Below are 14,463 nucleotides of genomic sequence, written 5' to 3' on the forward strand. Positions count from 1 at the left end.
GTGTTTCGAATCCGGAAATGATCTGATTTATCTGATTCCGTCTCTTTCTGCATATTTGGCAAAACTAAACCGGAAGGAGATAGATGCTGTGTTCTAATTTCATTTAGAATCAGCCGGTTATCTTTATTGAGAGAAAGAATGCGGAGGTAATGCGGTCGCCGACGGGGAAAGAAGCGGCGTCCAAAGCCCCGCAAGGCAGTGCCGACAGGCTAAATCGGCGGAATCAGGCGGGTTTATCAACCGCCAAAATAAGATGGCGTCCAAGTCGGATAAACAACTCCTATGAAAGAATCGATTGGAGATTCGGCGTTTGAAACTGTATTTATGAAAGAATCGAGCAGTGATAATGCCTCGGATTGTCTCGAATCGGGGTTATCGGTCCTCCTGGTCGACGATCAGCCGTTCGTCGGTGAGGTGATCCGCCGCGCATTGCGCAGCGAGCACGACATCGACCTGCACGTGTGCACCGACGCGCACCGGGCGATGGCGGTCGCGCGCGACGTGAAGCCGACGGTGATCCTGCAGGACCTCGTGATGCCGGAGATCGACGGCCTCGATCTCGTTCGCGCGTGGCGCGCCGACGCCGGCACCGCACGCGTGCCGATCATCGTGCTGTCCGCGAAGGAGGAGCCGATCGTCAAGCGTGAGGCGTTCATCGCCGGCGCGAACGACTATCTGGTGAAGCTCCCCGACGCGATGGAACTGACCGCGCGCATCCGTTATCACTCGAATTCGTACCTGATGTCCCGGCAGCGCGACGAGGCGCTCGATTTCCTGTCGCACGACATGCGTTCGCCGCAGACGTCGATCCTCGCGCTGCTCGACGTCTACCGCACCGAGCACGGCGACATGCCGGCGATCATGGAGCGCATCGCCGGCCATGCGCGGCGCGCGCTCGCGCTCGCCGACGGCTTCATCCATCTGACCCGTGCGCAGTCCGAGCGCCGTGCGCACGACGTCGTGAGTCTCAACGAAATCGTGCTCGATGCCGTCGACCAGCTGTGGGAGAAGGCGGCCGGGCTCGGTTGCCGGGTCGTCGCGCATGTGCCCGACGCCGAGTGCGTGACGATGGGCGACCGCATGATGCTCACGCGCGCGGTCGCGAACCTGATCGACAACGGGCTGAAGTACGGCCCGGCCGGCACGGACGTGCATTGCACGCTGAGCGTCGAGGATGGCGCCTGGCTGATCGGCGTCGAGGATACCGGCGCCGGCATCGCACCGGAGCAGCGCACGGCTGCGACCGAGTCGTTCGTGCAGCTCGAATCCGCGCATGGCGCGGCGCGCAGCGGCTTTGGCCTCGGGCTCGCGTTCGTTCGCGCGACGGCGGCGCGGCATCGCGGCCAGATCCTGATGCGCAATACGGCGCGCGGCTTCATGGTCGCGCTCCGGCTGCCGGCGCAACCGGAGCGGTGATTTCGCGGTGCGGCCAGCCGGCGCCGCGCCGCCCGCAGACCCCGATGCGCTCGTGGCGCGCCTTCCGGCGCGCAGGCGGGCGCGGATTTTTTCAACGCTGATTTTAGAAAGCCCATAACGAACATGGCCACCGTGACGCCCCGCGCGACCAATGAAAGCCTGCATCCGACGATCGGCGCTGCCCGGCTGACGCTCGGCAATCGCATCCTGCTCAGCTTCGGCGTGCTGTTCGTGCTGATGCTGGTGACAGCCGGCGTGTCGTACGAGCGACTGCGCGCGATCAACAGCGAAGCCGTCAGCATCGAGCGTGACTCGCTGCCCGGCGTCTACCTCGCGTCGTCGCTGCGCGGTTCGGTCAACGAATCGTTCACGCTGCTGCAGCAGGCGACCTTCGTCGACACCGAGTCCGAAACCGTGCAGCGCGATCTCGCGAAGATCTCCGACGCGCTGAAGGACATCGAGTCGCTGTCGGTCGACTACCAGAGCACGACGTTCCGCGACGACGACCGGCAACGCTTCGCGACGTTCCGCGGCGCCTACGATCGCTACGTGCCGCTGCTGAACGAAGCCGTTCAGAAGAGCCGCGTGTCGCGCGAGGAGGCCGTCGCCGCGTACGCGAAAACGCTGCCCGCATGGACCGAGGTCGTGCGCAACGCGAACGTGCTGGTGCAGGAGAACCGCAAGTTCGCGGAACAGTCCGCGAAGATGATCCGCGAATCCGTGCAGGACACCGAAGTCGTGCTCGCGACCGCACTCGCGTTCGTGCTGCTGACCGCGCTCGGGCTCGGCTACGTGCTGTACCGTTCGGTCACCGTACCGATGGCGCGCCTTGTGGAAGTGCACGACGTGATGCGCACCGGCAACCTGACGCGCCGCCTCGACCTGCGCCGCCGCGACGAATTCGGCACGCTCGAGACGGGCTTCAACCGGATGGCCGACGAGCTGACCGAACTCGTCGCCCGCGCGCAGCAATCCTCGCTGCAGGTGACGACATCGGTGGCCGAGATCGCGGCGACGTCGCGCGAGCAGCAGGCGACCGCGAATGAAACGGCGGCGACGACGACGGAAATCGGCGCGACGTCGCGCGAGATCTTCGCGACGTCGCGCGACCTGCTGCGCACGATGAACGAGGTGGCCGGCGTGGCCGAGCAATCGGCGACGCTCGCGGGCGTGAGCCAGAGCGGGCTCACGCGGATGGGCGAGACGATGCGCAGCGTGATGGATGCGGCCGGCTCGGTGAACGCGAAGCTCGCGATCCTCAACGAGAAGGCGCTGAACATCAACCAGGTGGTCGCGACGATCACCAAGGTGGCCGACCAGACCAACCTGCTGTCGCTGAACGCGGCGATCGAGGCCGAGAAGGCCGGCGAGTACGGCCGCGGCTTCGCGGTCGTCGCCACCGAGATCCGCCGCCTGGCCGACCAGACGGCCGTCGCGACCTACGACATCGAGCAGACGGTGAAGGAAATCCAGTCGGCCGTGTCGGCGGGCGTGATGGGGATGGACAAGTTCTCCGAGGAAGTGCGTCGCGGGATGCTCGACGTGCAGCAGGTCGGCGGGCAGCTGTCGCAGATCATCGCCGAAGTGCAGACGCTCGCGCCGCGCTTCCAGATGGTCAACGAAGGGATGCAGACGCAGGCGAACGGCGCCGAGCAGATCACGCAGGCGCTGTCGCAGCTGTCGGAGGCTGCGCAGCAGACGGCCGAGTCGCTGCGCCAGTCGTCGCAGGCGATCGACGACCTGACGCTGGTGGCGAACCAGTTGCGTACCAGCGTGTCGCGTTTCAAGGTCGACGCGTGACGCGCGCCGATCCGCAGGGCGGCGCCCATGCGCTGTTCCTGATGTTCGAGCTCGACGGCGAGCGTTACGCGCTCGACGCGGCCGGCATCGAGGAGGTGCTGCCGCTCGCCGTCACGAAAGCCGTGCCGGGCGCGCCCGACTGGATCGCCGGGCTGCTGATGCGCGGCGGCCAGCCGGTGCCGGTGATCGACGTGCCGATGCTGGCGCTCGGGCGGCGTGCGCATGCGCTGCGCTCGACGCGGCTCGTGATGGTCCGCTATCGCGCGGGCGAGGCCGACGGCGAGCGCACGCTCGGCCTGATCGTCGAACGCGCGACGCAGACGATGCGGATCGATCGCGCGGCGTTTCGCGCAAGCGGCGTCTCGACCGCACGCACGCGCTGGCTCGGGCTCGTCGCGAACACGCCTGACGGCGTCGTGCAGCAGGTGTCGGTGTCCGACCTGGTCGACGACGTTGCGCGCCTGTATCTGTTCGACGGCCTGCCGGGCCACGGGGAGGAGTCCGCATGAAAGAGTCCGAAGCGCGATTTCGCGGCTGGCTGCTGCGCGAGACCGGCATCGACCCCGATTCGCTCGGCAACGATTTTCTGACGCGGGCGCTGACGGATCGCGTGCACGCACTGCAGGCGGACGGCGAGCGCTTGCTGTCGGCGGCGCGGCCGCCCGTGACGCCGGAAGCGCTCGACGCGTACTGGCAGCAGCTCAACGCATCGGCCGACGAACGGCGCGCGCTGATCGAACTGTTCGTCGTCCCGGAGACATGGTTCTTCCGCGACCGCGAGGCCTTCGCGACGCTCGCGCGGCTGGCCGCGGAACGGCTTGCCGCGCTGCCCGGCCGTGTAATCCGCGTGCTGAGCGCGCCGTGCTCGACGGGCGAGGAGCCGTACTCGGCGGCGATGGCGTTGCTGGATGCCGGGCTCGACCCGGCCAGTTTCGCGATCGACGCGATCGACCTCAGCGCGCGCGCGATCGAGCAGGCGCGGCTCGGCTGCTACGGGCGCAATGCGTTCCGCGGGACCGCAACGGAGTTTCGTTCGCGCTACTTCACGCCAACCCGCGACGGCTGGCTGCTCGACGATCGCGTGCGCGCGTGCGTGCAGTTCAGTCATGCAAACCTTGTCGAACCGGTCGCGGATACGGGCATTCGCTACGATTTCGTGTTCTGCCGCAATGTGCTGATCTACTTCGACCGCGACGCGCAGGATCGCGTGATCCGCTCGCTCGACGAGCGTCTCGCCGACGACGGCACGCTGTTCGTCGGGCCGGCCGAAACGGGTGTCGCGATGCGGCACGGGATGCGCTCGGCGCGCGTGCCGCTGGCGTTCGCGTTCCAGCGCGAGCCGGCCGATGCGTGCGCGGCCCGGCCGGTCGCGCCGCTGTCGGCGGTGGCGCCGTACCGGTGTACGGAGCGCTTCACGGTCGCGCCGCTCGCGGCGACGCGCCCGGTGCTGGCCGTCGCGCCGCCGGCCTGGCTCGGCGACGTGGGTCAGCCGTTCGCGGCGCCGCCGCCGGCCGTGCGCACGGCCGCATTCGATGCGCGGGCCGACCTGTCGGTGGCGACGGCCGACCCGGCCGCACCGGTTGCCGAAGGCGTCGCGCCGACGCTGGAAGAGGCGCAGGCGCTCGCGAATGCGGGCGCGTTCGACGAGGCCGAGCGCGTGCTCGCGCAATTCTCGGCGCGCGTCGGGCCGCATGCCGATGCGTTCTACCTGAACGGATTGATTGCGGATGCGCGCGGGCGTGCCGCGGAAGCGGGCGACTTCTACCGGAAGGCGCTGTACCTGCGGCCCACGCACCACGAGGCGCTGACGCATCTTGCGACGCTGCTCGACGTCGGCGGCGATCGCGCGGGCGCGCAATGGCTGCTCGAGCGCGCGCGGCGCTCGGCCGGTTGACACGACGACGGGATAGGGACCGACACCGCGATGACCAGAGGAATTCATGAACCGCGACGCCGCTGCCACTGACGACACGACGATCGACGTCGACGATTGCTGGAACCGGATCGGCACGCGCGGCGACCGCTCGTGCAAGCGGTTGAACGACTGCCAGCGCTGCCTGAACTGTCCGGTCTACGCGTCTCACGCGGCGAAGCTGCTCGAGCGTCCGCTCGACGCCGCCGAGATGGCCGCCGCCACGCGCCGGATGAGCGCGTTCGACACGACACGCGCGGGCGACGACGACGGCGATACGCGCCACGCGGCGCTGGCGTTCCGCGTGGCCGACGAATGGCTGGCACTGCCGATCGGCGTGCTGCGCGAGATCGCGGGCACGCGTCCGATGCATTCGCTGCCGCATCGCCGCAATTCGGCCGTGCTCGGCGTGGTCAATATTCGCGGCACGCTGCGCATCGCGATCTCGATCGGCGCGCTGCTCGGCCTCGAGGCCGGCAAGCGCGGCAGCGACGACAGCCGTTTCACGCGGCTGCTGGTGGCCGCGCACCAGGGCGAACCGGTCGTGTTTCCGGTCGACGAGGTCGAGGGCGTGCTGCGCTTCGGCGCATCCGACTGGGTGCCCGTGCCGGCGACGGTCGGGCGCGCGAGCGCCGGCCTGTCGCGCGGCGTGCTGTCGTGGCGCGGCAAGTCGGTGGGCCTGCTCGACGACGATCGTCTGTTCGATGCCGTCACACGGAGCATGCGATGAGCGGCGATGACGACCTGAGCCACCTGTCGCTGCTCGAGCTGTATCGGGAAGAGACGCGCACGCAGACCCAGGCGCTGTCGGAGCGGCTGCTCGCGCTCGAATCGGGCGAGCCCGATTCCGTCGCGCTCGAAGCCTGCATGCGCGCCGCGCATTCGCTGAAGGGTGCCGCGCGCATCGTCGGCGTGCCGCTCGGCGTCGACATCGCGGGGCGGATGGAGGAGTGCTTCGTCGCTGCGCAGGCCGGCACGATCTCGCTGACGGCCACGCACGTCGATGTGCTGCTGGCCGGCGTCGATTTGCTGGTGCGCGTCGGCGATCCGCAGGCGCAGCCCGTCACGCCGACCGAGATCGACGTGTTCGCGGCCGCGCTGACGGGCGCCGACGGCGCGCAGACCATGCAGGCGTCTTCCGCGGTGCCGCCGGTGCCGCCGCCGGTCATGTCGTATCGCGACCACGACGGCGCCGCGAACGAACCCGTCGGGGCCAGCGCGACCGTGCCGCCGCTCGCCGTGTCGGGCGCGGCGCCCGATCCGGCCCAGGCCGGCCGCGTGGCGGGCGCTGGCGCGATGCGCCGCGTGCGCGCCGATACGCTGAACCGGTTGCTGAGCCTGTCCGGCGAATCGCTGGTCGAATCGCGCTGGCTCAAGCCGTTCGCCGAATCGATGCTGCGCGTGAAGCGGGCGCAGCGCGATGCGGCCCGTTCGCTCGACCTGATGTACGAACAGTTCGCCGACGATCTCGACGCCGGCATGCTCGCGTCGATGAACGAAGTGCGGCACATGCTCAACGACCTGCAGCGTTCGCTCGCCGAGCGCATGGACGAGTTCGACCGGTTCGAGCGGCGCAGCACGCATATCGCCGAGCAGCTGTACGACGAGGCGCTGCAATGCCGGATGCGGCCGTTCGGCGATGCGACGCGCGCGTACCCGCGGATCGTCCGCGATCTCGCGCGCTCGCTCGGCAAACAGGTGCGTTTCTCGATCGTCGGCGAAGGCACGCAGGTCGATCGCGACATCCTCGACCTGCTCGACGCGCCGCTCGGCCACCTGCTGCGCAACGCGATCGACCACGGCGTCGATTCGCCCGACGCGCGGCACGCGCGCGGCAAGCCGGCCGAGGCGAGCGTCACGCTCGAGGCGCGCCACAGCGCCGGCTCGCTGCTCGTCAGCGTGATCGACGACGGGCCGGGCGTCGACATGGACGCGCTGCGCGCAGCCGTCGTGCGCCAGCGCCTGACCGACGACGAGACGGCCGCGCGGCTGTCCGATCCCGAGCTGCTCGAATTCCTGCTGCTGCCGGGTTTTTCGATGCGCGACGCGGTGACCGACGTGTCGGGGCGCGGCGTCGGCCTCGATGCGGTGCAGGAGATGGTGCGCGGCGTGCGCGGCGCGGTGCGGATCTTCAACGAGCCGGGCGCGGGCATGCGTTTCGTGCTGCAACTGCCGCTCACGCTGTCGGTGATCCGCAGCCTGCTCGTCGAAGTCGGCGGCGAGCCGTACGCGTTTCCGCTCGCGCATGTGCGCCGCACGCTCGAGCTCGCGCATGACGACATCGACGTGCTCGAAGGGCAGCCGCATTTCCCGTTCGACGGCCGGCGCGCGGGGCTCGTCGCCGCGCACCAGCTGCTCGACGCGGGCGAGCCCGACGTCGCGCGCACCAGCACGGCGGTCGTGGTCGTCGGCGGCGAGCCCGAGCTGTACGGCGTCGCGGTCGACCGCTTCCTCGGCGAGCGGATGCTCGTCGTGCAGCCGCTCGACAGCCGCCTGCACAAGATCCAGAACATCGCGGCCGGCGCGTTGCTCGAGAACGGCGACCCGGTGCTGATCGTCGACGTCGAGGACCTGATCCGCTCGGTCGACAAGCTCGTGCGCGGCGGGCAGCTCGCACGGCTCACGCGCGATCCGCAGCTTGCGCTGGCCGACCGGCGCCGCCGCGTGCTCGTCGTCGACGATTCGCTGACGGTGCGCGAGCTCGAACGCAAGCTGCTGGAAAAGCGCGGTTACGACGTGACGGTCGCGGTCGACGGGATGGAAGGCTGGAACGCGGTGCGCAGCGATGCGTTCGATCTGGTCGTGACCGACGTCGACATGCCGCGCATGGACGGGATCGAACTCGTCACGCTGATCAAGGGCGACCCGATGCTCAAGCGCGTGCCGGTGATGATCGTGTCGTACAAGGATCGCGACGAGGATCGCCGCCGCGGGCTCGATGCCGGCGCCGACTACTACCTCGCGAAGAGCAGCTTCCACGACGAGGCGCTGCTCGATGCCGTGCACGACCTGATCGGAGACTCGCGCGGATGAACATCGGCATCGTCAACGACTTGCCGCTGGCCGTGGAGGCGCTGCGCCGCGTGATTGCGCTGCGTGCCGACCACCGCGTGCTATGGGTCGCGACCGATGGCGACGAGGCGGTGGATTTCTGCGTCGCGCATCCGCCCGATGTCGTCCTGATGGATCTCGTGATGCCGAAGGTCGACGGCGTCGCCGCGACGCGCCGGATCATGGCGCGTGCGCCGTGCGCGATCCTGGTCGTGACGGCGAGCGTCAGCGCGAACACGTCGTCGGTCTACGAGGCGATGGGCGCCGGCGCGCTCGATGCGGTCGACACGCCGACGCTCGCGCTCGGGTTGTCGACCGACGCGTCGCCGCAAGCGCTGCTCGCGAAGATCGACCAGATTGGCCGGCTGCTCGAAAGCCGCACCGCGGCGCTGGTGCCGCCGGGGCCGACGCCCGCGCGCGGCCAGCCGACGCTCGTCGCAATCGGCGCGTCGGCGGGCGGGCCGACCGCGCTCACCGCGCTGCTGCGCGCGCTGCCGGAGGATTTTCCGGCCGCGATCGTGATCGTCCAGCACGTCGACCAGGCGTTTGCGTACGGCATGGCCGAATGGCTCGACGGCTATACGCGGCTGCCGGTGCGCGTCGCGCGGCAGGGCAGCGTGCCGCAGGCGGGCGAAGTGCTGCTCGCGGCGACCAACGATCACCTGACCCTGTCGCCGCGCGGCGTGCTCGGCTACACGCGGCATCCGGCCGAAACGCCGTACCGGCCGTCGATCGACGTGTTCTTCAACAGCGTCGCGGACGGCTGGCAGGGCGATGCGCTCGGCGTGCTGCTGACGGGCATGGGGCGCGACGGCGCGCTCGGCCTGAAGGCGATGCGTGCGAAGGGCTGCTACACGATTGCGCAGGACGAGGCGACCAGTGCCGTCTACGGGATGCCGAAGGCGGCCGCAGCGATCGGTGCGGCGTCGGCGATCCTGCCGCTCGAGCGGATCGCGCCCCACCTGATTTCGCGGATCGCGCTCGCGCCGCGCGACTGACGGCGCAGCGGGCGGGCGCCGGCGTTTCGCGGCGCCCCGGCGCGCGCATTGCGCGTGCTGCGCGGCGTCGCGTACAATGGCCGCCTGCGGAGATGGCATACCTCCCTGCGGTCGTTCCCGGCGCGTTGCGCGCGCGGTGCGGCCCTCAACCGCCGGTTTGCCCGGCTGATGATGCCTGCGTGTTCCTGGGTCTTCAGGAGGTCGCAGGCCGTCCATGCGGTATTCTGCCGCCCAGGTTTTGATGTTCTGTCGAATCTGGAAATCATGTTTTTCACGACTTCTGCCGATCTTTTCGCGACCGTGCGCTATGTGTGCCGCTGGCTCGCGCTTTCAGCCCTGCTCGGCGCGCTGGCCGGCACGGCATCCGCGCTGTTCCTGATTGCGCTCGACTGGGCGACCGGCACGCGCGTCGCGCATCCGTGGCTGCTGTGGGGGCTGCCGGCCGCCGGTTTCGCCACCGGCTGGATCTATCATCGCTTCGGCCAGTCGGTCGCCCGCGGCAACAATCTGCTGATCGACGAGATTCACGACCCGAAGGCGCTCGTGCCGAAACGCATGGGGCCGCTCGTGCTCGTCGCGACCGTCGTCACGCACCTGTTCGGCGGCTCGGCCGGCCGCGAAGGCACGGCCGTGCAGATGGGCGGCGCGCTCGCCGATCGCATCACGCACGTGTTCCGTCTCGATCGCGAGCACCGGCGCGTGCTGCTGATGGGGGGCATCGCGGCCGGCTTCGCGTCGGTGTTCGGCACGCCGCTCGCGGGCGCCGTGTTCGGGCTCGAGGTGCTCGCGATCGGGCGCGTGCGGTACGACGCGCTGCTGACCTGCGTTGCGTCGGCGATCGTCGCGGACGTCGTGTGCCGCGCGTGGGGCGTGCATCACACGGCCTATGCGATCCCGTTCGTGCCGGCCGTGTCGGCGACGGGGCTGGCCGTGACGGTCGTCGCGGGCATCGCGTTCGGCGTGGCCGGGCGGCTGTTCGCATTCGCGACGCATGCGCTGACCGCGTGGTTCCGCCGCGTGATCCGCTATGCGCCGCTGCAGCCGGTGCTCGGCGGCCTGCTGGTCGCCGCGGCGGCCACCGTGCTGAACGTGCCGCAGTATCTCGGCCTCGGCATCCCGACGATCGAAGCCGCGTTTCACGGCCCGCTGCCGCTTTACGATTTCGCGGGCAAGTTCGCGTTCACGGTCGTCACGCTCGCATCGGGGTTCAAGGGCGGCGAAGTGACGCCGCTGTTCTACATCGGCGCGACGCTCGGCAACGCACTCGGCCAGCTGCTGGCGCTGCCGGTGCCCGTGCTCGCGGGGCTTGGCTTCGTCGCGGTGTTCGCAGGCGCCGCGAACACGCCGATCGCGTCGACGATCATGGCGATCGAACTGTTCGGCGCGGATATCGGCGTGTATGCGATCGTCGCGTGTGTCGTCGCGTACCTGTTTTCGGGGCACGCGGGGATTTACCGCGCGCAGCGCGTGGCGGTGGGGAAGGGGGCGCCGGCCGAGGCGGAGTGAGGAGGGCGCGGAAGGCGGATTCGTTGCGGCTTCTCCGGGAGCGCGATGCCTGCGATATCGGACGGGGAGCGTGTCGTTGCGGGTACATCTGATCGGGCCGGGCGGCGCCGGCAAGACCACGGTCGGGGCGATTGTCGCGGCGCGCCTGAACTGGCGGTTCGTCGATGTGGATCAGTGCTTCCTGGCCGCGCACGGGAACATTGGCGATTTCATCCGCGATCGCGGCCATGCCGAGTATGCGTCGCACAACGTCCGGCTGTACGAGCAACTCGCACGCGGCATGTCGGCGCCCACGATCTGCGCGGTGTCGTCCGGTTTCATGCTGTATCCGGCCGATGTCGCGCCGGCCTATCCGGCACTTCGCCGCGGCATCGAGGAGGACGGATTCACCGTGCTCCTGCTGCCTTCGTTCGATCTCGAACGCTGCGCGAAACTGATCGTGGGCCGGCAAATGGCTCGGCCGTATCTGAATGCGAATGAAGCGGACGAGATGCGCAAGATCCGCGATCGGTTCCCTGCCTTCATGCGCCTGAACTGCAGGCGATTTGCGAGCGACGGCACACCTGGGCGCGTGGCGGCCGACATCGAACGCTTTATCGTGGCGTCGATGTCATCGGATGAAGACGATCCGTGTCCGGTCGCGGGCGAGTGGAACAGGCCCTAGCACGCCGGCATCCGTTACTGCTTCGGCAGGCGCGCAACATGGCGCGCCAGCAGTTCCTCGATATCGATGCCTTTTTCCGCCAGCAATGCGGTGACGACGCCGTTCAGTTCGCCGAGCGTTTCCTTGACCGATTCGCGGATCGTATCGACGACGACCTGGGTGCTGCGCTCGATCTCGATGTTGACCGTGTCGTTGACGCCCTTCGCATCGAAGGTCGTCGCGCGGCGCGTTTCGGGGATCAGCCAGACGTCGAACCAGCCTTCGTCGCGGTTGACGTCGGACACCGTCAGGCTGCAGCCGTTGATCGCGATATAGCCCTTCGCGAACACGTATCGCTTGAACGCTTCCGGCACGCCGATGCGCACCATCCGGTTGTGTTCGGACATCGCGATGTGCCGGATGGTCCCGGTGAAGTCGACATGGCCGGACAGCGGATGCCCGCCGATCTCCGCGCCGTCCTTCGCGGCCCGCTCCACGTTGATGTGCGCGCCCGTCGCGAGATCGGCCAGCGTCGTGATCCGCAGGCTCGGCAGCATCACGTCGAAGTCGATCAGCTCCGGCGAATGGATGGTCGTCACCGTCAGGCAGACGCCGTCGACCGACACGCTGGCGCCGATCTCGATGTCGTCGGTAAACCGCTCCGGGAATTCGATGCTGAAGGTTCTCAGTTCCCCGTGGTCGGCGATGGTCTTGATGGTGGCAACGCCCTGGACAATTCCTGTAAACATGGTCGATCCCTAGTCGCAAATTTCCTGGTCGACATGATAAGGGATACCGGAAAAGGGCACGTCGTGGCGCGCGGCGTCAGGGCTGCAGGCGTGACGCGCGGACGTAAAAAAGGCCGTGCACCTGGCACGGCCTCGATCCGGATCCGTTTATCGACGCGTGCCGGCGGTGATGACCGCACCGCCGGCGCGTGCCGCGACGCACTTGCGTCAAGCCTCGGCCGGCTCCCCCAGCGGCCCGGCGTCATCGTTCGCCATGCGCCGCGGCGCATCCGCGAGCCCCTTCGCGAGCTCCAGCGCCTGCCGCTCGAACAGCCGGCGGTAGATGCCGCCGTCGATGCGGATCAGCGCGTCGTGGTTGCCTTCCTCGATCACCTTGCCGCGATCGAGCACGAGCAGCCGGTCGAGCGCGCGCACGGTCGACAGCCGGTGCGCGACCACGAGCGTCGTGCGGCCGACCATCAGCCGCTCCATTGCCTGCTGGATCAGCAGCTCGCTTTCGCTGTCGAGGCTCGACGTCGCTTCGTCGAGGATCAGGATCGGCGCATCGGCGAGGAACGCACGCGCGATCGCGACCCGCTGGCGCTCGCCGCCCGACAGCTTGATCCCGCGTTCGCCGACGAGCGTGTCATAGCCGTCCGGCAGCGCGACGATGAAGTCGTGCGCGCTGGCAAGACGCGCGGCGCGCTCGATGTCGGCGCGGCTCGCGTCGGGGCGCGCATAGGCGATGTTCTCCGCGAGCGTGCGGTGGAACAGCACGGGCTCCTGCTGGACGATCGCGATCTGGCTGCGCAGCGAATCCTGCTGCACGCGCGCGATGTCCTGACCGTCGATCGTGATGCGGCCGCCCGACACGTCGTACAGGCGCTGGATCAGCTTGATGAACGTCGTCTTGCCCGACCCCGAGTGGCCGACGAGACCCACGCGCTCGCCGGGTGCGATCCGCATCGAGAAATCGTCGTACAGCGGCACCGGGTGGTTGCCGTAGCGGAACGTCACGTGCTCGAAGCGGATCTCGCCTTGCCCGATCCGGATGGCCGGTGCGTCGGGGCGATCGTCGATGCCGAGCGGCTGGCGCTCGAGCGCGACGAGTTCTTCCATGTCGTTCACCGAGCGCTGCAGGTTGCGGATGTGCATGCCGACGTCGCGCAGGTAACCCTGCAGCATGAAGAACATCGTCAGCGCGAACGCGATGTCGCCCACGCTCGCTTCGTCGTTCGCCCACAGCCGCAGCGCGACGCCGATCATCGCGGCCTGCATCGCGACGAGCATCGCGCCCTGCAACCCGCCGTTGAACGTGCCGCGCACCCACGTGCGGCGCGTGCGCTGCCGCCACTTGCCGATCACGCGCGCGAGCCGCGTTTCCTCGCGCGTTTCCGCGCCGAAGGCCTTGACCACGGCATTGCAGCTCACGGCGTCGGCGAGCGCGCCGCCCATGCGCGTATCCCACAGGTTGCCGAGCCGTGCGGCCGGCGCGACGATGCCGAGCGACACCGCGACCGTCACCGCGATGTACAGCAGCGAACCCGCGCCGACGACGAGCCCCATCACGGGCCAGTGCGAACCGAGCAGCACGGTGGCGCCGACCAGCATCGTGACCGACGGCAGCAGCGCGATCAGCACGGTGTCGTTGAGCAGGTCGAGCGCCCAGATCCCGCGCGTGATCTTGCGCACGGTCGAACCCGCGAAGCTGTTCGCGTGCCAGTCGGTCGAGAAACGCTGCACGCGGTGGAACGACGCGGCGGCGATCTCGCTCATCATCTTCAGCGTGAGCGTGATGATGTTCAGGTACACGCCCTGGCGCAGTATCGTCGCGCCGATGCCGAGCGCGGCGAGCGTGCCGAACGCGACGAGGGCCGCGTGCCAGGCGGCGGCGCGGTCGGTCAGGCCGGTCGACAGCGCGTCGATCAGGCGGCCGGCGAACAGCGGCGTGAGGACATCGGCGAGCGCGGCGAGCAGCGCGAAGCTCGCGACCGTGGCGGTGCGCGCCGGCTGCTTGCGCCAGTAGCGAATGGTGAAGCCGAAGACGGCCTGGAATGCGTGGCCGCCCAGATGGGTGGTTTTTCTGGTCATGTATCGTTGCCCGGCGCATCGCGCGACGGGACTTTCCGGTTCGGAGAACGTCGAAAACGCAACAGCCGGGCCGCGCGAAAGACGCGGGCGGAACGAAACGGGCTGTCGGGAAAAGCGCGGCTGACGGGTTAGCGGAAAACTCGGGAGCCTGCGCGGACGGCGGGCTGGATCAGCTGCGCCGTGGGACCACGTTCGGGAAGGTTGCTGGCATTCGGAACATCTGCACCTCCCTGAAGTGTGAACGGTTGAAAGGACGCCGAAAAGACGTGTAAAGATTCTATCAGCAGTGTCACGCGCGCTGCAACGTCTGACGAATGC

At 68.7% G+C, this 14,463-nt stretch carries 11 protein-coding genes and 1 riboswitch; of the genes, 9 read left to right on the forward strand and 2 right to left on the reverse strand.

Annotation, left to right across the window (positions count from 1 at the left end; translation table 11 throughout):
* The first annotated feature begins 282 nt into the window (after positions 1-282).
* From BLA15945_RS18695 to BLA15945_RS18735, 9 genes are all read left to right on the forward strand, one after another.
* Positions 283-1,416: a hybrid sensor histidine kinase/response regulator gene (locus BLA15945_RS18695; RefSeq protein WP_059237387.1), complete on the forward strand. Its 1,134-nt coding sequence runs from the start codon at positions 283-285 to the stop codon at positions 1,414-1,416.
* Between the two features lie 123 nt (positions 1,417-1,539).
* Positions 1,540-3,216, forward strand: coding sequence for a methyl-accepting chemotaxis protein (locus BLA15945_RS18700; protein WP_059237386.1), 1,677 nt, complete (start codon positions 1,540-1,542; stop codon positions 3,214-3,216).
* Positions 3,213-3,725, forward strand: coding sequence for a chemotaxis protein CheW (locus BLA15945_RS18705; protein ID WP_059237385.1), 513 nt, complete (start codon positions 3,213-3,215; stop codon positions 3,723-3,725). The genes BLA15945_RS18700 and BLA15945_RS18705 overlap by 4 nt, the downstream gene beginning before the upstream one ends.
* Positions 3,722-5,110, forward strand: a complete 1,389-nt coding sequence (locus tag BLA15945_RS18710; RefSeq protein WP_174993109.1) for a CheR family methyltransferase — start codon at positions 3,722-3,724, stop codon at positions 5,108-5,110. The genes BLA15945_RS18705 and BLA15945_RS18710 overlap by 4 nt, the downstream gene beginning before the upstream one ends.
* A gap of 46 nt (positions 5,111-5,156) precedes the next feature.
* A complete protein-coding gene (locus tag BLA15945_RS18715) occupies positions 5,157-5,858 on the forward strand; it encodes a chemotaxis protein CheW (protein WP_174993110.1) in 702 nt (233 codons plus the stop codon).
* Positions 5,855-8,161, forward strand: coding sequence for a hybrid sensor histidine kinase/response regulator (locus BLA15945_RS18720; RefSeq protein WP_174993111.1), 2,307 nt, complete (start codon positions 5,855-5,857; stop codon positions 8,159-8,161). Before BLA15945_RS18715 ends, BLA15945_RS18720 begins: the two co-directional genes overlap by 4 nt.
* Positions 8,158-9,177, forward strand: a complete 1,020-nt coding sequence (cheB, locus tag BLA15945_RS18725; protein ID WP_059237381.1) for a chemotaxis response regulator protein-glutamate methylesterase — start codon at positions 8,158-8,160, stop codon at positions 9,175-9,177. The genes BLA15945_RS18720 and cheB overlap by 4 nt, the downstream gene beginning before the upstream one ends.
* Positions 9,178-9,256: 79 nt before the next feature.
* Positions 9,257-9,362, forward strand: a riboswitch (Fluoride riboswitch).
* Positions 9,363-9,441: 79 nt separating this feature from the next.
* Positions 9,442-10,683 (forward strand): voltage-gated chloride channel family protein, encoded by a 1,242-nt coding sequence (locus BLA15945_RS18730; protein WP_174993112.1) that lies wholly within the window; start codon positions 9,442-9,444, stop codon positions 10,681-10,683.
* The gene (locus BLA15945_RS18735) at positions 10,592-11,347 is read left to right on the forward strand and encodes a shikimate kinase (RefSeq protein WP_233464257.1); all 756 of its coding nucleotides are present in this window, start codon (positions 10,592-10,594) and stop codon (positions 11,345-11,347) included. The genes BLA15945_RS18730 and BLA15945_RS18735 overlap by 92 nt, the downstream gene beginning before the upstream one ends.
* Positions 11,348-11,361: 14 nt before the next feature.
* Here BLA15945_RS18735 and BLA15945_RS18740 read toward each other — a convergent pair whose 3' ends face one another.
* The gene (locus BLA15945_RS18740) at positions 11,362-12,075 is read right to left on the reverse strand and encodes a riboflavin synthase subunit alpha (protein ID WP_174993113.1); all 714 of its coding nucleotides are present in this window, start codon (positions 12,073-12,075) and stop codon (positions 11,362-11,364) included.
* A 207-nt stretch (positions 12,076-12,282) separates the two neighbouring features.
* Positions 12,283-14,145, reverse strand: a complete 1,863-nt coding sequence (locus BLA15945_RS18745; RefSeq protein ID WP_174993114.1) for an ABC transporter ATP-binding protein — start codon at positions 14,143-14,145, stop codon at positions 12,283-12,285.
* Positions 14,146-14,463: the final 318 nt, after the last annotated feature.

Source organism: Burkholderia arboris (assembly GCF_902499125.1).
Taxonomy (GTDB): domain Bacteria; phylum Pseudomonadota; class Gammaproteobacteria; order Burkholderiales; family Burkholderiaceae; genus Burkholderia; species Burkholderia arboris.